The organism is Bordetella sputigena (assembly GCF_965137885.1).
GTDB lineage: Bacteria > Pseudomonadota > Gammaproteobacteria > Burkholderiales > Burkholderiaceae_B > Bordetella_C > Bordetella_C sputigena.
The window spans coordinates 77,666-100,196 of the sequence record NZ_CBCSCA010000011.1; the positions used below are offsets into that span (position 1 = coordinate 77,666).

General features: G+C 65.9%; 17 protein-coding genes. 11 read left to right on the top strand and 6 right to left on the bottom strand.

What is annotated here, in order from left to right; translation table 11 throughout:
* Window positions 1–130: 130 nt before the first annotated feature.
* From ACNA0R_RS20190 to ACNA0R_RS20220, 7 genes are all read left to right on the top strand, one after another.
* On the top strand, window positions 131–3,049 hold the full coding sequence (locus ACNA0R_RS20190; RefSeq protein ID WP_415827843.1) for a hypothetical protein: 2,919 nt from the start codon (window positions 131–133) through the stop codon (window positions 3,047–3,049).
* Window positions 3,050–3,087: 38 nt separating this feature from the next.
* Entirely contained in the window at window positions 3,088–4,362 is a 1,275-nt protein-coding gene (locus ACNA0R_RS20195; protein WP_415827844.1) for a hypothetical protein, read from the top strand.
* 75 nt (window positions 4,363–4,437) lie between these two features.
* Window positions 4,438–5,676, top strand: coding sequence for a metallophosphoesterase family protein (locus tag ACNA0R_RS20200; protein ID WP_415827845.1), 1,239 nt, complete (start codon window positions 4,438–4,440; stop codon window positions 5,674–5,676).
* Entirely contained in the window at window positions 5,673–8,321 is a 2,649-nt protein-coding gene (locus ACNA0R_RS20205; protein WP_415827846.1) for an AAA family ATPase, read from the top strand. The genes ACNA0R_RS20200 and ACNA0R_RS20205 overlap by 4 nt, the downstream gene beginning before the upstream one ends.
* Window positions 8,322–8,646: 325 nt before the next feature.
* Window positions 8,647–9,624: a glycosyltransferase family 9 protein gene (locus ACNA0R_RS20210; RefSeq protein ID WP_415827847.1), complete on the top strand. Its 978-nt coding sequence runs from the start codon at window positions 8,647–8,649 to the stop codon at window positions 9,622–9,624.
* Between the two features lie 124 nt (window positions 9,625–9,748).
* Window positions 9,749–11,038 (top strand): O-antigen ligase family protein, encoded by a 1,290-nt coding sequence (locus tag ACNA0R_RS20215; RefSeq protein ID WP_415827848.1) that lies wholly within the window; start codon window positions 9,749–9,751, stop codon window positions 11,036–11,038.
* A 202-nt stretch (window positions 11,039–11,240) separates the two neighbouring features.
* On the top strand, window positions 11,241–12,287 hold the full coding sequence (locus ACNA0R_RS20220; protein WP_415827849.1) for a hypothetical protein: 1,047 nt from the start codon (window positions 11,241–11,243) through the stop codon (window positions 12,285–12,287).
* 21 nt (window positions 12,288–12,308) lie between these two features.
* Here ACNA0R_RS20220 and ACNA0R_RS20225 read toward each other — a convergent pair whose 3' ends face one another.
* Window positions 12,309–13,241, bottom strand: coding sequence for a LysR family transcriptional regulator (locus ACNA0R_RS20225; protein WP_415827850.1), 933 nt, complete (start codon window positions 13,239–13,241; stop codon window positions 12,309–12,311).
* Between the two features lie 239 nt (window positions 13,242–13,480).
* Between ACNA0R_RS20225 and ACNA0R_RS20230 the strand changes: the two genes are divergently transcribed.
* The 3 genes from ACNA0R_RS20230 to ACNA0R_RS20240 all read left to right on the top strand — a co-directional run bounded on the left by ACNA0R_RS20230 (window position 13,481) and on the right by ACNA0R_RS20240 (window position 16,460).
* The gene (locus ACNA0R_RS20230; protein ID WP_415827851.1) at window positions 13,481–14,620 is read left to right on the top strand and encodes an alpha-hydroxy acid oxidase; all 1,140 of its coding nucleotides are present in this window, start codon (window positions 13,481–13,483) and stop codon (window positions 14,618–14,620) included.
* A gap of 88 nt (window positions 14,621–14,708) precedes the next feature.
* Window positions 14,709–15,272 (top strand): TetR/AcrR family transcriptional regulator, encoded by a 564-nt coding sequence (locus ACNA0R_RS20235; RefSeq protein ID WP_415827853.1) that lies wholly within the window; start codon window positions 14,709–14,711, stop codon window positions 15,270–15,272.
* A 156-nt stretch (window positions 15,273–15,428) separates the two neighbouring features.
* Window positions 15,429–16,460: an alpha/beta hydrolase gene (locus ACNA0R_RS20240; protein ID WP_415827854.1), complete on the top strand. Its 1,032-nt coding sequence runs from the start codon at window positions 15,429–15,431 to the stop codon at window positions 16,458–16,460.
* A 30-nt stretch (window positions 16,461–16,490) separates the two neighbouring features.
* Here ACNA0R_RS20240 and ACNA0R_RS20245 read toward each other — a convergent pair whose 3' ends face one another.
* A complete protein-coding gene (locus tag ACNA0R_RS20245; RefSeq protein WP_415827855.1) occupies window positions 16,491–17,447 on the bottom strand; it encodes an AraC family transcriptional regulator in 957 nt (318 codons plus the stop codon).
* A gap of 243 nt (window positions 17,448–17,690) precedes the next feature.
* Between ACNA0R_RS20245 and ACNA0R_RS20250 the strand changes: the two genes are divergently transcribed.
* A complete protein-coding gene (locus ACNA0R_RS20250; RefSeq protein WP_415827856.1) occupies window positions 17,691–19,070 on the top strand; it encodes an NAD-dependent succinate-semialdehyde dehydrogenase in 1,380 nt (459 codons plus the stop codon).
* Window positions 19,071–19,123: 53 nt separating this feature from the next.
* Here ACNA0R_RS20250 and ACNA0R_RS20255 read toward each other — a convergent pair whose 3' ends face one another.
* The 4 genes from ACNA0R_RS20255 to ACNA0R_RS20270 are packed head-to-tail and all read right to left on the bottom strand — an operon-like array spanning window position 19,124 to window position 22,529.
* Window positions 19,124–19,882: an ABC transporter permease gene (locus ACNA0R_RS20255; RefSeq protein ID WP_415827857.1), complete on the bottom strand. Its 759-nt coding sequence runs from the start codon at window positions 19,880–19,882 to the stop codon at window positions 19,124–19,126.
* Window positions 19,879–20,655, bottom strand: a complete 777-nt coding sequence (locus ACNA0R_RS20260; RefSeq protein WP_415827858.1) for an ABC transporter permease — start codon at window positions 20,653–20,655, stop codon at window positions 19,879–19,881. Before ACNA0R_RS20260 ends, ACNA0R_RS20255 begins: the two co-directional genes overlap by 4 nt.
* The gene (locus ACNA0R_RS20265) at window positions 20,652–21,668 is read right to left on the bottom strand and encodes an ABC transporter substrate-binding protein (RefSeq protein ID WP_415827859.1); all 1,017 of its coding nucleotides are present in this window, start codon (window positions 21,666–21,668) and stop codon (window positions 20,652–20,654) included. The genes ACNA0R_RS20260 and ACNA0R_RS20265 overlap by 4 nt, the downstream gene beginning before the upstream one ends.
* An 18-nt stretch (window positions 21,669–21,686) precedes the next feature.
* A complete protein-coding gene (locus ACNA0R_RS20270; RefSeq protein ID WP_415827860.1) occupies window positions 21,687–22,529 on the bottom strand; it encodes a TauD/TfdA dioxygenase family protein in 843 nt (280 codons plus the stop codon).
* Window positions 22,530–22,531 lie beyond the last annotated feature (2 nt).

Below are 22,531 nucleotides of genomic sequence, written 5' to 3' on the forward strand. Positions count from 1 at the left end.
TGTCCTGTGCTTGCCTATGGCCGCCGCATCCCACCCGGACATGCCGGTATACCCCGGCCGCGGCATTGGCCGCTCTCCCCATATTTCCTATCGCCCACTGTGGCGTTGATCACATACAGGTAGACAAGCGATGGCTGCCATCCACGGATCCCTCGTTGCAGTAACGATCCCTAGCGAACTTACCCAGGACCGTCCACGCAGTGCGGACTTCACGGCGCGCCCCAACCAGAAGCGCGCCGGCACCCGCAAGCGCCTCGGCATGGTCATGCAGGCGGCCCTGGACAGCATGATCCTGTCTTACCGCGGCGTGCCGGACCAGAGCGCACCGCGCAAGGCGGGTTCCGACACGCACCATAAAGCCCACAAGATGAGCAGGGTGATCCGCACCCTGCTGGACATGCTGGCGGCGGGGGCCGATAAGAACCTGCCGCTGCCCAAGGACGCCTTGCATCTTCTCATGGGCATCGTGGTGACCCAGAAGCTGGGCGCTTCGCTGGAGCGTATCGCCCAGCCCTTCGTCGACGCGTACGTCAACAGGGCCCCGCGCGAAGACGTGCTGGTGATCTTCAATCGCTTGAACGAGCTGGCGGGGGCCGCTTCGCTGTTCGCCGCGATGAACGAAACCAATCGCCAGGACGGCCAGGGCATCATCGAAGTCCTGAAACGCGCCTGCCTGAAGGCGCTGGCGCGCGACAACGTCGGGGCGTCGCTCGGCATGCTGGCAGGCTCGCTGAGCCAGCCGCAGCCGGACCCGCGCATGATCGCCAAGGCGTGGTTTTCGCTGGACCATGGCGTGCGGGAGGCCGCAAGTAACGAACGCCTGCCGCCCATCGAGCACATGCAGGCCGGCCTGGAATCCTTGTCCCATGCTTCGACGCGCGTGCTGTCCACTGTGCTGGCGCCCAACGTACCGCCGCATGCGCGCATGGCGCGGTACCTGCTGGAAATGGCGATCCATGACACGCTGCGCGATGTGCCGGCCGAGGATCACCTGGACCATCTGGATACCGGCCTGGTACAGGAAGCCGTGCGCACGCACGTCGTGGCCACCATAGAACGCAAGATCGCCGAAACCATCCATCGGCTGGAAAATGCCGCGCGGCCAGGCGTGCGCACGGCCGAGGTCGCGAACCGGGAATGGCACGATATCCGCGACCTGCTGGCCTCGCTGGGCTGGGTCTACCTGGACCCGGACTATCGCGACACGGTGGACGAGCAGGCGCAGCTCGCGATAGCCACGGAACGGCATTTCGCGCGCGCCGTCATGATGATGCCGCCAGGCACCGCCGCGGCCTTTCTGCAGCGCCTGGATACGGACCGGCTGCTGGCCATGCACGCGCATCTCGATCTATGGACCGGTGACGAACACGCGCATCTGGCCAGGCTGCTGCAACAGGCCTGCACGGCCCGGCTGCACGAGTTGCGCGACGCCGTCGAGCTCGCCAGGTCGGCGCTGGAAACGTCCATCCAGCAGGACAGGCGGATTGCCACGTCCCACGCGCTGCTGACGCTGAGCGACGCGCTGGCGGGTTGCGAGCGGTTCGCCCTGCGTACCGCCGCCGCGCCGGATTGGCGGCAGGATGCCGGTGTGGATGCCACCATACTGCGGGCCGCGCGCAGCCTGCGCATGCCCGGCGAGCCCGGCGCCGCGATGGGCCTGTCCACCCTGCGCGCGCTCGACGCCGCCACCTTCGCCAACCTGAAACGCAGCGAAGACCCGCAGGTTGCCGCCGGTCTGTCGCTGGACCCCGATGCGATGGCAATGGAAACCCGGCGTCGCCTGGCGCTGGCCGATGAGGCCATCGGCGTCCGTTTGGGACAGCTGTCGGACTTGCTGCGCGGCCCTATGCTGGCGCCGCGCTCGTTCGCGAGCGCCATCGCATCGGTCGCGCTGGCCGACATGGCGCGCCGTGACATGAAGGCGGCCCTTAACGACGGCCCGGCGGACTTTTCCGCATATGCGTCGTGGTCCTTGAACCCCGAAATCGGGATGATGCTGTACCGCGATGATGGCGCCACCCCGGTGCAATGGATGGAAACCCGTCGCCATGTCGGCGGCTTGCTCGGGGCACTGCAACATGTCCGCCAGGCCGCGCCCCAGCCAGCAGCGGGGCGGCAGGATGCGGGGTCCTTCGCTGCGACGAGCGTCGATACGGCGATATCGGTCCTGCGCAGCCTGGGCCACCATTTCGGCATACGCGCGGACGATCCTGGCGCCGGGTTTTCGGCTGCCGGCGGCGACCCGTACTGGAACCCGCGGTGCCTGGCCGAAATCGCGCCGTTCTTCGGGCTTCGATATGAGCCGGCGTTGGGCATGGCCATGCCATTGTGCGGTTCGATCCATCGCGCGCGTCTGCTGGCGGCGCTGGGGATGCGCATGGCCTTGCCGGCGCGGTCGGGGCTGCACACCGCGACAGCGCGACTCCAAGGAGGCTCCCGCCCGATCGAGGTGGACAAGCATTTTCATGAGGCGGCGTATCGCCGTGGCGAAATCTCCGTCGGAACAGGCGGTGGCGCACTGGCCGCGGTGGCCGACGCGCGCACGGTGGCGGTCGGCAGTGAATTGCACCGGCAACCCGCACCATCCCTGGACGGCGCGTTGGCGACATTGGCCGGTTTCGGCAGCGGGGCGGACGTCGCCTTGACGCGCCTGATGTCGGCGCTGTCGCAAGGCATCGCGGATTTCGTGCAAAGCGCCCAGGACATGCCGGAAACCTGGCGCTGGTCGCGGATACCTGAACCGGAAGGGGTGCGGCATATCCATTTCGATGTGAGCGAAATGGCGCAGGGCGGCTATCGGCTGGATGTCGTCGCCTGCCTGGAAACTGTGCGTCCCGATATGGAAGTCCACCTGACTTTTGCCGCCCGGGTCAACGAAACCGGCGGTCGGGTGACGAGCCTGATAGTGCCGCCCGCGGCCCGTGTGCTGCCGGCGAGCGTTCAGGTGTCGGGCGATTTGTCTACCGCTCCCCTTGCCGCGGCGGCCGCCGCGCGGCGCGACAAGGCAGTGCCCGCCGGTAGCGCGCCGATGGCCGCCGCGGGCGCCTGATAAACCGACCTTCCCTACAGTTACACAGCGGGGCAACCATGACGCACGCAAGCAATATAAGCAGCAACGCCAATCAAGGCCTACTCGGCGTTTATTCCACGATCGCCCAACCTGCCGCGCCCTATTCATCCCAACCAGGGCAGCGAAAAGCGTCGCGGCGGCGCTTCGCGCCGGTCCAGCGCGGCGGCGAAGGCCGCAAGCTGGTGGACGGGAAGCACCAGCATAGTCGCGCCGACGCGCGCCGGACGCCCCCGGCCCAGCCCCTGGCGGCGGCCGGCGCGGCCGTATTGGCGAACCGGGCGCGTAGCGTGGCGTCGCGGCCGCACTCGGCGCCGGCCGACCTGTTCTCCATGGCCGACTACAGGCAAGCCGGGGGCGCGCTGCCGGAACGCGCCGTAGTGCGAGACGCCCCCGCCACGGCGCCGGCGTCCACCGGCGCGGTCCCGATCCGACGCATGCTGGCACGCCTGCTCGATGCGCTGGGTATCGCTTGCGATACGGTATACGCCGGCGTGAACCAGACGGGACGTGGGCTGAAGCGTGGGTATCACGTCGTTCATAACGCCTTTGCCGCGCTGGGTCGTAGCAATGCCGCGGATGCCGGCGGTACGCCGACCGCCGTGGGCAGGAAACCCTACGTGCCGCCGCCCGCTGATGATCGGACGAACGTTGCGGTCATGGCCGGCGTGGAAGCGGAGATCGTCCACCGTGCGCTGAAACGCTCAACCACCGCGGTCGACTTCACGGGTGACAAGCTCACCTATCGCAACCTGTTCTATCTGATCAGATCCAGGGCCTATCGGGAGCAGCAGGATGAGGCCGGCCTGGGCCTGCGCTCGCCGGCCAGCACCGACAGGGATTGCCTTATGCGGCATGTGGCTACCGCAATGAACAACTCGCGCGACCCGTTCGGCATGTTGTCCAACGGCATCGAGGGCGGGGCCAATGCCAGCATCTTCAAGCCGCTTACCGACACGGGCGAATCCAGGTTCGCGGCGGCGCGCGCGCAGTATCTGGCCTATCGCGATGAGCACTACCCGGATTTCGACAATCGATACCGGCGGCTCATCCAGTTTGGCGACCGGGTGACCACCAGCATCGTCGAACGCACCATCGAGGCGCATCGCGTGGCTTGCGAGGCCCAGGGAATACCGTTCGACGAAGACGCTGTCATCGACGGCGAAATGGTGCTGAACCCCGGCGACCTGTATCCCGTGACGGCCAGGCAGTTCAGCGAGGACCTGCTGCGCATGCGCAAATGCGCGGCGGAACTGGCCACGTCGCTGGAGCGGCGGACGTCCTTCCAGGCCTGATTCACGGGCTGCCGGCGGCGCGTACCCGCCGGGGGGCGGCTGCTACACTCCCGGCAGTTTCCCCGCGAGCGCGCCTTGGTTCGATTACTTCACACCTCAGATTGGCAGATCGGCAAGCTGTTCGGCCAGTTCGATGCGGATGATGCCGCCATACTCGCGGACGCCCGCTTCCAGGTGGTCGAACGCCTTGCGGACGCGGCCCATGCGCATGATGTCGATGTGGTGCTGGTGGCCGGCGATGTGTTCGATGCGCAAACCGTCACCGACCGTACGCTGCATCGGCTTTTCAATGCCTTGAGCGGGTTTGACGGCCCGTGGGTGCTTATCCCCGGCAATCACGACGCCGCGCTCAGCGAATCCGTCTGGACGCGCGCTGAACGGTTGAACGCCATTCCGCCCCACGTACATGTCTGCCTGGTGCCGCGGCCGCTGGTGCTCAAGGATCAAGGCGTGGTGATCCTGCCGGCGCCGCTGACCCAGCGCAATACCTACAACGACTTGACCGAATGGTTCGACGGCGCGGACACCGAGCCCGGCCTGGTGCGCGTCGGCATGGCGCATGGCAGCGTGCAGGGCATCCTCGCCGACGAGATCGATTCACCCAACCCGATAGGCGCCGGCCGGGCCGCGCGCGGGCGCCTGGATTATCTGGCGCTGGGCGACTGGCATGGCTGTCGCCAGATCGACGATAGAACCTGGTACAGCGGCACGCCGGAAACCGATCGATTCCGCGCCAATAGTTCGGGACAGGCCCTGGTGGTCGAAGTGGACGGCCCGGGCGCCGTTCCCGCGGTCACCGTCTTGCCCACCGGGACTTTTCGCTGGCGGATGGAAGCCTTGCAAATGCGGGTGGCCAGCGATGTGGAGGCCGCCATCCGCCAATTGCAATCCCTGGGGCCCAAGGACGTGGCGCAGCTATCCTGCGCGGGCCAGGTGGACCTGGACGGCTACCGTCGCCTGCAGGCGGGTATCGCGCAGGCGCGCGGCGCCACGCGGGCGCTGCTGGCCGATCTGTCTGCGCTTACGCTGCTGCCTACCGAGCAGGATATCGAAGGCCTGCGGGCCGATGGCTACCTGGGCGAGGTCATCGCCGACTTGCGCGCCCAGCAGGATGGGCCTGACAGCCAGGTCGCCCGCGACGCCCTGGCGCTGTTGGCGGGGATTCTGGACCGTCGCGCGGGCCGTGCCGATATGGCGCCGTCCTCGGCCAGGGGCCGCACGGACGAGGCGCAGGCCGATACGGCCGCGGGCAATACGGCCGCGGCCGACACCACCGACATCGCCTCGCCGCCGCTGGCCAAGGGTACGCCTTGAAGCTGACCCACATCCGCATCGAGCAGTTCAGGCAGTTTCGCGAGGCGATCGAAATCGACGGCCTGCAGGACGGCATCAATCTGTTCTCCGGTCCGAACGAGGCCGGCAAAAGCACCGTCGTCGCGGCGATCCGGGCCGCATTCTTCGAACGCTTCCGCTCCAGCGCGGCGGAAGATTTCCGCCCCTGGGACGATCCGTCGGCGTCTCCCGCCGTCACCGTCGTCTTCGAGCATGACGGCCAGGAGTACCGGCTGATGAAGCGCTTCCTGGGCCGCAAGCGCTGCGAGCTGCGGATCGGTGCGCGCGTACTCGACGGCGCGGAAGCGGAAGAGGCCCTGGCGGGGCTGATGGGATTCCAGCACGCGGGCAAGGGCGCGAGCAAGGCGGAACACTGGGGCATTCCCGGACTGCTGTGGATACAGCAGGGCAGCGGCCAGGACATACGCGAGTCCGTCGCGCACGCGACGGGCCATCTGCGAACGGCGCTCGATGCGTCCGTCGGCGAAGTCGCCAGCACGCAGGGCGACGAGATCATTGCCGAAGTCCAGAGCGCGCGGGACGCTTTGCTGACGCCTTCCACGGGCAAGCCCAAGGGGGCCTATGCCGCGGCGCTGGAAAGAGCCGACGAGCTCGAAGCCCAATTGGCCGAGTTGCAGCGCGAGGCCGCCGAATATCGCCACAAGGTCGATCGGCTGGCGGCCTTGCGCCGCGAGCACCAGGACGATGCGGCGAGCCAGCCGTGGGCGGCATTTCGGCAACAGGAAAAGGCCGCCGTCGATGCGCTGGCGGAAATCCAGACCCTGCAGGACGCGCTCGCACTGGAACAAACCCAGGCCGGACGGTGGGAAAGCCGGGCCGAATTGGCGGGCAATCGCCTGGACGCCTATGCGGCGCGGCAGCGCGCCTTGGCCGCAAGGCGGGAAGCGCTGGCTCGGGCCACCGACGCTCACGCGCAGGCCGCCGCGTCGGTGGCCCCGTGGCGCGGCGAACTGGAAAAGGCGGAGGCCGCGCTGGCCCAGGCCCGCCAGCAGCTGCAGCGCGCGCGCCTGCTGGACGCGCGGCGGCAGCACGAGCGCGAACGCGCCGCCATGCAGGCCCGATGCGATGCGGCTTCCGGCGCGCTGGCGCAGGCGGAGGCGGAGCAGGCCCGCCTGATCGAACACCAGCGCCAGGCGGCCGCGCTGCGCATCGATGAAACCATCGTCCAGCGTCTGCGCGAGGCGCAGATCGCCTTGCGCGAATTGGAACTGCGCCGCGCCGGCGTGGCGACCAGGCTGCGCTATCGCCTGGAAGGGCAGGCCGGCATCGAGGCCGGTGGTGAAATGCTGCGCGGCGACGGCGAACGGCAATTGATTGCGCCAACGACGCTGCGGGTACCGGGCGTAGGCGAGCTGGAGATCATCCCCGGCGGCGCGGACCTGGCCGTATTGCGCCGCGAGCAGCAGGAAGGGCTGTCGCGGCGCCAGGATCTGCTGGATAGCGCCGGGGTGGCCAGCCTGGAAGAGGCCGAGTCGCGCCTGCGGGCGCGGGCGGCGCACCTGGCCGAAACGCGTAACGCCGAGTCCACGCTGAAGGGGCTGGCGCCGCGCGGCATCGAAGCGCTGCGCGCGGAAGCCGCGGACGCGCGGGCGCGTGTCGCCGAGATCGACGCGGCCCAAGCCCAGGCCCCGTCCCCGGAAAATACCGCCGGCGAAATCCCCGTGGCGGACGCGGAAGCGGCCGCCGCCGCCGCGGAAGCCGCCGTTCGCCAGGCGACGGAGGGCTGGCATGCGGCCCAACTGGCCGAGGGGAACGCCCGCGCTCGTGTCGAGGCCGCACAACGCGAATGCGATGCCGCCAGCGCCGAATTGGACGCCCAGGACCGCGACGACAGGCTGGCCGAGGCGGAACGCGAACTGGCCCTGGCAAGCACCCAGGCGCGAGCGGCGCTGGACCGGGCGCAGGTCCTGGAGCGCCAGATCGCCCAGTCGCGGCCCGACATCCTGCGCCAGGACATCGAACGATTTCGTCGCAGCGCCGAGCAGCACGAAAAGCGCCACGCCGAGCGTCGCGATACGCTATTCCGGCTCGAAGCGGAATTGCAGGTCGCCGGCGCGCAAGGGCTGGACGAACGCATGGCCGAGACCGCCAGAGACCTGGCGCAGGCGCAACGTCAGGCCGCCGAGCTGGGGCAGCAGGCGCGCGCCCTCGATCATCTCCTCATGCTGCTGCGCAGCAAACGCGACATGTTGACCCGCCACCTGCAGGCGCCCCTGCGCCGCGGGCTGCAGCACTACGTCGATCTGCTCTATCCGCAGGCGCACATCGATATCGATGAAGACCTGATGCTGGGGCCGCTGACCCGCGCGGGGCAGCGCGGCCCCGAACGTAGTCTTTTCGACTCGCTGAGCTTCGGGGCGCGGGAACAATTGGGCGTTATCGCCCGGCTGGCTTATGCCGACCTTCTGCGCGCGGCGGGGCGGCCGACCCTGATTATCCTGGACGACGCCCTGGTGCACAGCGACGATGCCCGGCTCAGCCAGATGAAACGCGCGCTGTTCGATGCGGGTACCCGGCACCAGATTCTGCTGTTTACCTGCCATCCTTCGAACTGGCGCGATATCGGCGTGGCGCCTCGTGCCTTGGGCGTATCGGGCCAGGCGTAACCCTGGCGGCCGGCGGGCAGGGACAAGTCCCGGACGCTTGTAGGAAGTTACGTATGTGGGCCCTGGCGTTACCGGAAGCCGGCTGCGTTCGCGGTACACTTCCTCAGCGTACAGATATATTGGGGTCGAAACCGCGGGTCTCCGGACTTCGGGTTTCCACTAGGTGGACCGTAGCGGGATTGTGCGGCCGCGTCGTGTAATGTTCTCTATGTCAAAGTGTGGCAACGAAATTCGATTTAATTTGTCGCAGATAGTTACTGTTTTCCAGGCAAACTCCTAAAATCATTCATGATGGAAGCGCGGCTCCTTTTGGAATAGTAGGACTATGCCCAAACCCTCCGGCGACATGCCCCCGTACGACAAGGCCCGAGCGCTGAGCGGCTTGCGCGGAGCCGGCCGCGTCGCGCTGCTGATGGCCCCACGGCTCGGCGATACGCTCCTGATGATGACCCTGGCACAGAACCTGGCTCTCCACGGTCGCCAGGTCACTGTTTTCGGCGATTACGTCCATGCGCTGAAGGACTGGTTTCCGACCATGGATGTCCGCCCATCGCTGCCGCAAGCGCGCGCGCGGGAAACCCTGGCGGCGTTCGATTGCGTGGGTCAGATGCACATAGGCTGGCCCTATACCCTGCATGACTGCCACGACCGCTATTTCTATTACGACGCTCACGTGGTGGTTACCGGCCGGGGCTTCGTCAAGCTGTTCCAGATCCGCGATTTCTGCCGCGACGAACTCGCGATGCCGGGGGCCACGACGCACAACGCCTTGCAGCCGCTCAACCGGCAGGAACACCGTTCCTGTCCCGCGCGTATCGTGCTGCATCCCACTTCGACCGAGGCGCTGCGCTGCTGGGCGCCGCATCACTTCGAAGCTCTGGGCGTGCGTCTCCTGAAGGACGGATACGAACCCAATTTCGTGGTTGCGCCTCACGAGCGCGCCGATTGGATGTTTTTGAGAGACGCCGGCCTGAAGGTCCCGGAACTTTCTTCGCTTTCGGAAGTCGCTTCCCTGATACACGCGTCCGGCTGGTTCATCGGCAATGAGTCGGGGCTGGGGCATCTGGCATCCAACCTGGGCGTTCCCACGCTGTCGGTCACGGGCCGTCCTACGCGGACGCGGGCGTGGCGCCCGGCCTGGGCCACCTCGCGCATTGTTTACCCGGCCTATATTCCCGGCGGGCGCTGGCGCGACCGTCTGTGGCGGGACTGGCTGTCGCCGCGCAGCGTGATGTGGGCTTTTCGCCGCCTGCAGCAGGACGATCGTCGCAACCCCGTTGCGCCGCCGTGGAACGCGGCGTGATTTCCGGTTTCCGTTCGTTTGACCGTCTTTCCCGCAAGTGGAAGCTTGCGCCGCACTATCGAAGCAGCCCAAACCTTGTATGGGGCGATGGATCGGTATTGCCCCGTACAGTGATTTGAGTTCAATGCCTTCGCTATATTCCCGCCTGGCGGCAATACTTGCCCTTCTCGTGCCCGCGTGCGCGCTGACCAGTTCCACGGCGGGGCCGACGCTGCTCTACGTGACAGGCTTGCTCGCCATCGTCGCGATCGTCCACCACAGGGTGCGGGGTCTGGAAACGCCGGACTGGGGCGCCTTATGGCCGGCCGCGATCGCCCTGTGCGCGCCCCTGGCATCCGTGCTGTTGACCATGGCCCTGGTCGACGGCGCATGGAGCTCCTCGGAGTTCGAGAAATTCTTCCGGTTCGCGCTGGCCTGTCCCATCTGCTGGCTGCTGTTGCGGGCGCCGTCGCGCTGGCTGCAGCAGGTGCAGTGGAGCATGTTGTTCAGCGCCTTTGCCGGTTCGGCCATGCTGATCGTCATCATGCATACCGCCGATCTGGGGCGGGGCGCGGTCAGCGATTTCGGCGGCCGATACAACGCCGTCGCCTTCGCCGACTTGACGCTGTTCTTCGGCTTCGCCGGCCTGCTGATGCTGCCATGGACCTTGAGCCGCTGGCCGCGCCTGGAAAAAGGCCTGAAGATCCTGGCCGCCGTGCTGGCCTTGTACGCGACCTGGCTTTCGCAGACGCGCAGCAGCTGGATGCTGCTGCCGATATTCGGCCTGGTGGTGTTGCTGTCGCGCGCGCACTGGTCCCGCCGGGCCAAGGCCTTGTTCCTGATCGGCCTCGCCGTCGTGCTGACGGCCGCCACGGTCGCGCTGTGGCAGACGCATGACAGCCGCATGCGAGAAGTCGCATCGGACGTCGAATCCTATGTGCACAACGCCGACCGCGACACGTCGGTCGGCATCCGCATGCAGCTATGGCATGCGTCGTGGCTGATGTTCCTGGATCATCCCGTGATCGGCAGCGGCGCGCGCAACTTCCGTGCGAATCTCGCGGAGTTGCGTGACCGCGGCATCGTGACGCCGCTGGTGGCCAGCGACTACGGCGAGCCCCATAACGACTTGATCGCGGCGATGGCCGGCTACGGCACGATAGGCCTGTTGGGCATGCTCCTGCTGTACCTGTTGCCCGCGGTGGTTTTCTATCGACGGCTATTCCATGCCGATCCGGTCGTGCATATCGGCGCGCAGGTCGGCCTGTTGTTCTGCCTGAGTTATACGGCCTTCAGCCTGACGGAAATGATGTTCCGGAATATGCGCAGCGTACCGATTTATGCGGTCACGATGGTCGTGCTGTACGCCCTGACATCGCCGCGGCGTTCGGCCGTGGTCATGCAGGCCAACGGTGGCTCCGCCGATAAGGGGTGAACGGGTCCCATACAGCATCCTGGGCGACGTCTAGCTTGGTCTGATTCTGCCGGGAAACGGGAACAATACCGTAACGTTTCTGCAAACTTGCCGCAGGTTTTCCGCAGGCAAGCTGCAACGTGCGTGAGCCGCACGTACCCTCCAAGCTTGTCCTCGGTACCGATTGGCGCGCGTTCCGCGCGCCTTACCTGTCGGAGACGCTATGGGCAAGTTCACTGAACAACAGCTGCAGCTCGCGAGCTCGCTCGCGCTAGAGCGCAGTTTCGTGCTTGGAAATACGTACCTTACGGATAAGGATGCCGCCTTCGCCGGCGGTGGTTTCGTCGAGGGGCTGGGAAGCGACGCCGCCGACGTCGATATCTATGCCATTCGCGAGTCGCATTTGACGATGGCGCAGGTCGACGCCGGACGCTATGAGCGCATCGTGGGGCGCGGCGGCATCCGCCTGACCGCGCGTGACCGGCAAGCCGAAATCTGCCGGATTCACACCCTGGTCCCGGGCACGTCGATCAAGGTCGGCGTGCATTACCGAACGTGGGACGAACTGAATGGCCTGACGATCGCGATCCATCTGCTGCACGAGGCCGGCCACCGCAACCCGCTGGCCCCGGCCGAGCCGCTGCCCCTGCGCGATCTGATATTCCTGCATCGCCTGTATACCTCGCACGATATCCAGGGCTCCGACCGGCTTACCCGCGTGCGGCAGGAAATCGGGCGGCATCGTTTTTTGTATTTGCTCTATCGGCGCAAGGCCTGCAGTCACTCCTTGCTGGGCAATCTGCTGCATGCATGGGGTCACGGGGCCTGGCATCAATGCGCCACGCTGGCGCACGAGATGGCGTTGGCGCATTTCCAGGCCTACACCCATCTGCTGGGCAATACCCATTACCACCCCGTGTGGATACTGCCCTATGCGCGCTATCGCGGCGTGCCCGAATCCCTCGTGGCCAAGCTGGTGCGCATCATGGTCGACCGGGATCCGTCCAGCGACGAGGAAAGCCGCCGCTTCGTGGGCAGTTGCCTGGATTTCGTCGATGAGATCATGGCCGCCGCCGTCAACCCGCTGAGCCGCGTCAGCGGGCATGCCTGCCGCGAGGCCGCCTGCGCCGCCCTGGAAATCCAGTTGGCGCGCCAGCCGCACGCCTGCCCGGAATGGGAAGCCGTGTACCACCGCAAGATTTACGGGATGAACGACATCATGATGCGGGAATGGCTGGAGCGCTACGGGGACGCCGTTCGCGTGCAGTAGGGCAGTAGGGCAGTGGGGCGTTCAGCCCTTGCCTATGCAGGGGGCATGCGCGAAATCGATTGTGGAAGCCACCATTTCGCGCATGTTGGCCAACAGGCCGCGATTGTCGCCGCGCCGCCACTGAAACGCGTACTGCAGCGGGCGCAGGGGTGATCTGGCGCCAATGCGATGCAGCTTCAGGCGTGCCGCCCAGCCAGCCGGCAGGAATCCCACTCCCACGCCGGCGCCTATCATTCCGGCTACGGCCGCCCAGCTATTGCACACGATGCTTTGCTCAACGCCCGCCTTGTGCGTGAGCAGCCAGTCGTCAAGCAGGCGCGTGGTACCGGCATCCGCCGGCAGCGTCACCAGGGGATGATGGCGCAGCAGCTCGGGCACGGTCGGCTTGGCTTGCGCCGGCCGCGACGCACGGCTGCGTGGCGCGGCGATCAACGCCGGCGCCGCCACCCATTCGAAGCGGGCATCGCCTATCGCCCGCGATACCAGTTCACTGCGTGAAGAGCGGCCGGCGATCACGGCGAAGTCGAGTTCGCCGTCCGCCAGGCGCTGTTCCAATACACCCCCGACATTGACGTAAGGCTCCAGGACCAGCTCCGGATGCGTGCGGCGCGCGAGCGCGACCAAGGCCGGAAGCCAGGTCAGGGCCGACAGGTCGCCCACGCCGAACCTGCAGTGGCCCCGCAGGGTGTCGGCGTCCGCCGTCTGCCGTTCGAAAGCCGCGGCCGCGTCCAGCACCTGCAGCGCCATCGGGAGCAGCCTGCGGCCCGTGTCCGTCAATACCGCCTTCTGCCCGCTGCGATCGAACAGCGGCTGGCCGATAGCGGATTCCAGTTCCGTCAGCCGTTTGGACAACGCGGAGATCGACAGGTGGATGCGTTCGGCCGCGGTGGCGAAGTTGGCGCACTGCGCTGCCCACCAGAAGGCTTCCAGTTGCTTGACGGATGGAAGGGCCATGGCTGTATGTTCGAGAAAAGCGAATTAATTTGTCCAATATATATCGCTTTTCCGACAGCCGGGCCAGCGCCTACAGTAGGGGCACATCCTTTCCTGCAGTGGCAGCACGCCATTGCTCCACGGCCATGCGATCCATGCGTACGTCCAGCACGAATGAAGCGGTCATATCGACTGCTACTCCAACAGCCACCCCTGTCGTCGCGGGTCCGGAGCGCAAGCCGCCCGCCGTCCTCTCCAGAATGCTGTCCCTGCATGATTTCGAGGCGGCGGCCCGCGCGCGGTTGCCGCGGCCGATTTTCGGCTATATCGCCGGCGCGGCGGAGGACAACGCATCGCGCGATGACAACCGGGCGGCCTTCGACGAATACGTCTTCGTGACGCGCGTGCTGCGCGACGTATCGCGGCGTACGCAATCGGTGGAAGTGTTTGGCGAACGGTATGCCTCGCCGTTCGGCATCGCGCCCATGGGCTTGGCCGCGCTATCCACCTACCGTGGCGATCTGGTGCTCGCCCGCGCGGCGCGCGATGCCGGCATTCCCGCGATCATGAGCGCGACGTCCTTGATCCCGATGGAAGAGCTCGTACGGGAGTGTCCGGCTACCTGGTTCCAGGCCTACCTGCCGGGCGACCAGGCGCGCATCGACGCCTTGGTCGACCGCGTGCGGCGCGCGGGTTTCCGGACTCTGGTCGTCACCGTGGACATACCCATTTCCGCCAACCGCGAGAACAATGTGCGCAGCGGATTTTCCACTCCGCTGCGGCCCAGCCTGCGCCTGGCCTGGGACGGCATGGTGCGGCCGCGCTGGGTGGTGAACACCTTCCTGCGGACCCTGGCGCGGCACGGCATGCCGCATTTCGAGAACTCCTTCGCCCACCGCGGCGCGCCGATCATGTCCTCGAGCGTGCTGCGCGATTTTTCGGCGCGCGACAACCTGAGTTGGGAGCATATGGCGGCCATACGCCGACGCTGGCAGGGGCCATTGGTCATCAAGGGCATACTCAGCGTCGATGACGCGCTTATGGCCCGGCGGATCGGCGCCGACGGTGTCATCCTGTCCAACCATGGCGGTCGGCAACTGGACGGCGCGACCTCGCCCATGCGGATGCTGGAGCGCGTGGTGGACGCGCTGGGCTCTGGCTATCCCGTCATGATCGACGGCGGCTTCCGCAGGGGCTCGGATGTGCTCAAGGCGCTGGCGCTGGGTGCGCGCATGGCGTTCGTCGGCAGGCCGTTCAACTATGCGGCGGCGGTGGCCGGCGAGGCCGGCGTGCGGCACGCCATCGCCCTGCTGCGTGCCGAAGTCGACCGCAACATGGTGATGCTTGGGGTCGACGCCTGCGCCGGGCTGAACGCCCAGGCGCTGATACGCAGAGGATGATGGGCAAGCGCGGTAACGCAAAGGCGGAAATGCAACGGCTCAAAAAAACGCTTGCCTTATCTATCTTCTGATAGATAGAATGCAGCTCATGGAAACACCGACCGTCCGCGAACAGCTGTTGAATCATGCCAGGGTGCTGCTGATGACCCGGGGCTATAACGGTTTCAGCTATCGCGATCTGGCATCGCTGGTAGGGGTAAAGACGTCCAGCATCCATTACTACTTTCCCACCAAGGAAGATCTGGTACTGGAAGCCGTGGACGCCTATAGCGCCGATATCCTCGGCGAGATCCGGGGCATCGACGACAAGCAGCCCGCCGTACGGCAGTTGGAGCGGTATGCGGAGGCGTTCGGCACGGTGATGCACGACGGCGGCCGGATCTGCCTGTGCGGGATGCTGGCGGCGGACATTGCCTTGCTGCCGGAGAACGTCCGCCAGGCGGTGCAGCGATTCTTCCAGGCGAACGAGGCCTGGCTGGAGCGCGTCCTGGTCCAGGGCAGGAAAGACGGCACGCTGCGCACCAGCGGCGACGCCGACTCCGCGGCCCGCGCCCTGTACGCGGCCTTCCAGGGCAGCGTGCTGGCGGCCCGGCTTTTCGGCACCAAGGCACGGTTGCAGGACGTGGTCGCCGCGGTCCGGCAGGAGGGCTAGGAAGAAAACTGTATTCGGCGGTACGAAGTCCAGACGATTTATCGAGATGCGCGTTCGCGTATCTGCTTCGCCCAGGGCGGAGCTTTTTTTAGGCCTAGTTATCTATCTAGTGATAGATAGATTTTTTGTAATCACCATTGATTCAGGAGAATCGCCATGAACGTCTTCAAGAAACTGCTCCTCGTCAGCGCCGTTGCCAGCTTGTCCGCCGCCGCCGTCGCGGGTCCCGCCGACAACGCCAAGCCGCATCCGAATACCAAGGTTTCCGGATTCCTGAAGGTACTGAATGCCAGCAAAGGACCGGCCATCGAAACCCTGTCCCCCGAAAAGGCCCGCGCGGTATTGGTCGGCGCGCAGGAGAGCGTGAAGGTCGACCTGTCCGGCATCGAGGTTTCGGGAAAGACCATCACGCAGGACGGCTTGACGGTGCCTCTGACGATCGTGCGGCCCGCCGGCGCGACCGGCACGTTGCCGGTGTTCATGTTCTTCCATGGCGGCGGCTGGATTCTCGGCGACTATCCGACCCACCAGCGGCTCGTGCGCGACCTGGTCGTCCAATCGGGCGCGGTTGCCGTCTTCGTGAATTACACGCCCTCGCCGGAGGCTCATTATCCCGTCGCCATCAACCAGGCTTATGCAGCGACCAAGTGGGTCGCGCAGCACGGCGCGGAGATCAATGTCGACGGTAGCCGCCTTGCCGTGGTCGGCAACAGCGTCGGCGGCAACATGGCGGCGGTGGTGAGCCTGATGGCGAAAGATCGCCAGGGCCCGGCGATCCGCTTCCAGGGCTTGCTGTGGCCCGTCACCGATCACAACTTCAATACCGGGTCGTACAAGGAATACGCCAATGGCTATTTCCTGAGCCGTTCCATGATGCGCTGGTTCTGGGATGCCTATACCCGCGACGAGGCACAGCGCAACGAAAAATACGCCTCGCCCTTGCGCGCTACGCTGAAAGACCTGCAAGGCCTGCCGCCCGCGCTGGTCCAGGTTGCGCAGTTCGACGTGCTGCGCGATGAAGGCGAGGCCTATGGCGCCAAGCTGGACGCCGCCGGCAACGAAGTGACGGTGACGCGCTACAACGGCACCATCCACGACTATGGTCTGCTGAACGCACTGGCGGATGACGGGGTCACGCGCACGGCGCTCAAGCAGATGGCGCAAGAGCTCCGCGCGCGACTGAACTAAGCCGCCCGGTCCGGCCACTTGGCGGCGTCTTCAGTGCGAAGACACATAGGCGGATGCCGCGAACGCCGGCGGCACCGCGAAATCGGCCTTCATCCGGTTGACTTCCTCGACCGGCGTGCGGCCGAAGACGCGCTTGAACTCCCGGCTGAATTGCGAGGGACTTTCGTATCCGACCTCCGCGCTGGCCTTCGCCGCCGTCACCGAGTTGCGCACCATCAGCAGCCGCGCCTGGTGCAGCCGGGTCGACTTCAGGTACTGCATGGGCGAAGTATTGGTCACCGCCTTGAAGTGCACGTGGAAGGCGGCCACGCTCATGCCGGCTTCCCGCGCCAGCTGCTCCACCGTCAGGTCCTGCTGGTATGACGGGTGTATGCGCCGCAGCGCGCGTGCCACTTTGCCGAACTGCCCTTGCATCGCCAGGGCCGCCCGCATGGACGGCCCCTGGGCCCCGGTCAGGATGTGGAAATAGATTTCGCGCACCAGTGCCGGGCCGAGGATCCTGGCCTCCATCGGATGGCTCATCGATTCCAGAAAGCGCAGCACGGCGGTACTCAATCGAGCATCCATGGGACTGGACATCATGCCCTTGGGCTCACCGGGCATGTAGCCGCCCAGTTCGTCGATTTCCAGCATCAGATCGGCGGCCAGCTTGAAATCCAGGTGCATATAGATCGCCAGCAGCGGCTCCCGTGCGGTGGCATCCGTTTCCATGGTGAAGGGCACGGGTACGGAGACCACCAGGCATTGGCGGGCGTCATACACATAGGTCTGGCCGCCGAAGAAGCCCCGCTTGCGGCCCTGGCAGACGATCACGATGCCTGGGTCGTATAGCACCGGCACCGATTTCAGCGGGCGGTTCGACCGCAGAAACCGTACGTCCGGCAGCACCGTCAGGTTGTAGCCCTCGTTGGGCGCGAGCGGTTCCAGCAGGGCGGCCATCTGCTGGCGCAATTGGGTCAGGTGGGAGTGGTCTGCGCGTTTGGACATCGGGTGTGCATCCCCTGTTCACGATATGCGGGCAGCTTGCCAGCGTCCACAGCCAATATCAACGGCAATAGTTTTAGGCAAGACTTAAATGCTGTGTGCTATCGATCGGTATTGCCGGAAAGTCTATCTTGGAACCGTGCCGCGGCAATGACGATCCCGGGGTCGCGCCGCCGCCAGGGCGCGCGCCGGACACGAGAGCGCCAGGCCCGCGGATTTCCACAACTTCATAAGGACGGACTATCCATGATCCAGGTATTCAACCCCGCGGACGGTTCGGTGGTCGGCGAAGCGCCCGAGATGACCGCCGCGGAGGTCAAGGCCGCCATCGACCGCACTTGCCAGGCATTTCCCGCATGGTCACGCAAGCTCGCCAAGGAGCGCGGCGACCTGCTGCGCCGCTGGTTCGAGCTGATGCGGGATGACAAGCGCGCGTTCGCCGAAATCATGGTCAAGGAGAACGGCAAATGCATCTCCGAAGCCATGGGCGAGATCGACTACGGCCTGGGCTTTATCGAGTGGTATGCCGAAGAAGCCAAGCGCGTGTACGGCGACACCATTCCGTCGCACGCGGCCAACGCACAGGTCCTGGTATTCAAGGAACCGGCAGGCCCCGCCGCGGCGATCACGCCCTGGAACTTCCCCTTCATGATGATCGCGCGCAAGATCGCCACCGCGCTGGCGGCGGGATGCACCATGATCATCAAGCCCGCCGAACTGACGCCGCTCACTGCCTACAAAATGCTGGCGTACGCCCGCAAGGCCGGCATCCCCGAAGGCGTCTTCGAGATGGTCACCGGCAACCCCGCGCGGATCGGTGAGCTGTTCACGGGCGATACGCGGATCCGCAAGATCTCCTTCACCGGATCCACCGCCGTAGGCAAGATGCTCGCCGCCGCATCGGGACATGACTTGAAGAAGATGACCCTGGAGCTGGGCGGCAATGCGCCTTTCATCGTCTTCGACGATGCCGGCATCGAAGAGGCGGCAGCCGGACTGGTCGCCGCCAAGCTGCGCAATTCGGGCCAGGTCTGCATATCGCCCAACCGCATCTACGTGCAGGACGCCGTGCATGATCGCCTGGTCGCCGCCGTGGCCGAGAAGGTCGCCCGGATACGCGTCGACCAGGGCCTGCAGGAAGAATTCGTCGTCGGGCCGCTGATCAATCAGGCGGGCCTGGACAAGGTCGCGGGGCTGGTCGAGGACGCCAGGCGGCATGGCGCCAAGGTCGTGCTGGGCGGCAAGCCGCACGCCAAGGGCGGGCTGTTTTACGAGCCCACCATTCTTACCGGGCTCACCGACGACATGCGCATCGCGCGGACGGAAATCTTCGGGCCGGTGTTTTCGTTCTACCGGTTCAAGACCGAAGAAGAGGTCGTCGCGCGCGCCAACGGTTCCGAGTATGGATTGGTCGCCTATGTCTACACCCGCGACCTGCCGCGCTCCTTCCGCCTGTCGCGCGACATCGAGGCCGGCATGGTCATCCTGAATTCCGGCTCGGTCGGCACCGCTTCAGTGCCGTTCGGCGGCGTCAAGCATTCGGGCTATGGCCGCGAAGGCAGCCATTACGGCATCGAGGAGTATGTCGAGGTCAAGTATGTGCTGATGGCCGGCCTGCACCCGTAAGCCGCCCGCGCCGCGGGAAGCGCGTCGGTCGACTGGTCGTCATGCCGTGGCGCCTACTTCCAGAAGATGTAGCGTTTCTCGAGCAGATTGACGATGCCGAAGAACAGCAGGCTGGCCGCCGAGGCGACGAAGATCGCCGACCACACCTGGACGAAGTCGATCTGCAGTACGGCCTGGAATATGGTCCATCCCAGTCCGCCGGTGGCGCCCAGCATCTCCGTGACGATGGCCACGATCATGGCGCGCACCGTGGATACGCGCATGCCGGCGGCGGTCAGCGGTATCGCGGCCGGCAGCCGCAGCCGCCACAGGATCGCGGCGCGATCGGCGCCGAAGCTGCGCATCAGGTCGACGGCGCGCTGGTCCACGCGATCCAGTCCGGCCAGGGCGTGCAGGAACACCGTGAAGCCCACCGCCAGCGCCACCATGACGATCTTCGATTCCGGTCCCATGCCGAACCAGAGCAGGATGAGCGGCGCGTAGGCCACCACCGGCACCGAGTTGAGCGCGGTCGCCATGGGGAGCACGACGCTCCGGGTGCGCGGAAGCATGGTCAGGATGATGGCCAGCAGGATGCCCGCGGCGGCCCCGAGCAGGAAGCCGCAAACCGCTTCCATCACCGTCATGCGCGCCGCCTTCAGCAACAGGGCGTGCTGGTCCATGACGGCGGCGAGAATGCGGCTGAAGCGGGGCAGCACGTATTCCGGCAGGTTCAATGCGCGCGCGCATAGCTCCCAGAGCACGGCCAACCCGATCAGCCCCAGCGCCGCGCGCCGGGCCACGCGCGTGGGCCTGGGTAGTCTGATACTCATAGCTCGGCCCTCCAGAAAACCACTTTGCGCTCGGCCCAGGCGACCAGCCCATAGAAAGACGTGCCCAGCAGGCCGGCCATCAGGATGGCCGCCCATAGGGCGACGAACTGCTCGTTGTACATGGCTTGCAGCAGCAGTACGCCCAGCCCCGTGGTGTCGCCGAACCATTCGCCCGCGATGGCGCCGAGCAGGCTCAGTGTGCAGGCCAGCCGCAGCGCGACGAAAATCTGCGGCAGCGCCGCGGGCAGCTGCAGGCGCAGCAGCAACTGCGACGGCGTGGCGCCGAAGCTGCGCAGCAGATCCAGCTGGCGCTTGTCGACGGCCTCCAGGCCCTGCAGGGTGTTCACCGTGACGGGGAAGAAAGTCAGGTAGAAGGCGATCAAGGCCTTGGCCAGGATGGTATTGCCGAACCACAGCACGACCACCGCGCCGAAAGCGATCACCGGTATGGTCTGCGAAATGATGAAAAGCGGGAACACCAGCTCGCGCAGCAGCCGTACACGATGGAAGATCACCCCATTGACCACTCCGACGACCGCGCCGGCGGCATAGCCCAGCACGGTTTCGCACAAGGTGCGCAGGAAGCTGGCGGCATAGGTCTCGGGCAGGGCGGCGATGGCCTGCAGAATGGACGACAGGCTGGGCAGGTAGTAAGGCTTGATGCCACCGGCGCGCACGGCGGCCTCCCATAGCAGCCCGACGGCAACGATGCCGGCCGCGGCGCGCAGCAGCATGGCCGCCGCCGAGGCGGCACGCGGCTGGCCCGTTTTCATGGTCGCCGCTCCGCGACAGGGATGGCTTGCAGGAAGCGGCTGTCGAAGGCCTTGGAGACGTCCACCGGCTTGCTGATCACCTTGTTGGTGAGCAGGAATTCCTCTGCTTTCTGCATCGCGGGGGGATCGATCCAGAACAGGCCTTCGGTCTTCGCATTGCCCGCCGTCATCAGGCGGTAGGCCTCGGTCAGCATGAATTCCTGGTGTGCCCGGTCCAGCGTGGGCGCGACCTTCATGACGATGTCGACGGCTTCCTTGGGATGGGCCATGGCCTCGCGCCAGCCGCGGATAGAGGCCCGCAGGAAGGCCTTGACGAGTTCAGGCTGCTCCTGCGCCGTTTTGGTGGACACGATCAGCGTGTCGCGAGGAAAGGTGATGCCGTAGTCTTCCGCCTTGAACATGCGCAGGTTCTGCTCGCCCACGCGCTGGCGGATGGTGTAGAGCTCGTTGTACCAGGTGGCGGTGACCACATCGACGTCCCCATTGACGAAGGGCGTCACGCTGACCTGCTGCGGCTGGATATCGACTTTGCTGCGATCGACGCCCTGGTTGGCCAGCATCCCGAACAGCACGTACTGGGCGCCGGTGAACCAGGCGGTGACCTTCTTGCCTTCGAACTCTTTCAGTGTCTTGGGCCCGTCTTTTTTCGTGACGAACACGAACGGCGTGATCTGGTGCGCTACGCCCACCGCGACGATAGGCATGCCCTTGTCGATCGCGGCCATGACGCTGTCGGTGCCGCCGGACAGGCCGAAGGTATCGGCGCCGGTGGCCACCAGGTTTTCCGTCAGCAGGTTCGGACCGCCGGGATTGATGGTCAGGTCGATGCCTTCTTCCTTGTAGTAGCCCTTGGCGACCGCATAGTAGAAGCCGGCGAACTGCGTCTGCGGCAGCCACTTCAGCCGCAGCGTGGCCTTGACCGGCTCCTTGGCGGCCGGTGCGGCCAGGGCGGGCGCGGCCAGGCCGAATGTGGCCGCCCACGCCAGCAGGATAAACAAGCGCTTGGTCTTCATCGTTCTATCCCCTTGTACTTAAAAAGGCCGCGTGCCCGCGACCGTTGTCCGGTGCATGATGCGTCGGTACCGGGTGTCTTCGTAAGGCGTAGCGCAATGCATGGTGCAGCGGTTGTCCCAGATGATCAGGTCGCCCTGCTGCCACTTGTGCCGATACGTGAATTCGTCAGAGATGGCATGCCGGTTGAGCTCCGCGAGCAAGGTCTCGGCTTCGTCGGCGGGCAGGTCATTGATCTGCTTGACGATGTCCTGGCCGACGTACAGGGACAGGCGCCCTGTCACCGGGTGCGTGCGCACCACCGGATGCACGACGTCGGGCGTGCGCGCCTTCTGCTCCTCGCTCAAGGGCTCGCGGTCGGCGAAGGCCTTGCCGTAGTAGCCAGCATAGGAATGGGTGGCCGTCAGGTGGCGGATGCGCGCCTGCGTTTCGGCGGGCAGCGCCTCGTAGGCCAGATGCATGCTGGCGAAGAGCGTGTCCGCGCCCTCGGGCGGAACCTCCACCGCATAGAGCAGCGAACCCATGCTGGGTTCGGCCACATAGGAAAGGTCGGAATGCCAGTTCCAGCCTTCCTTGTGGTTGCCGATGGGCTTGCCCTGTTCGGTCACATTGGACAGGACATAGATCTCGGGCAGTCCGGTGGTCAGGAACTGCTTCAGTACGTGGGTCATCAGGTCGCCGAAGCGGCGGCTGATGTCGACGTGGCGCTGGTTGCTCAGCGCCTGCCCGCGCACCAGGATCAGGGAATGGCGGTCCACCAGCCCCACCAGCTCGTCCACGGCGGCGTCGCTGTCCGGCGCGGACAGGTCCAGTCCCAGCACTTCGATTCCAAATCCCGCATGCAGTGGGCGCGTCTGTAGCATGG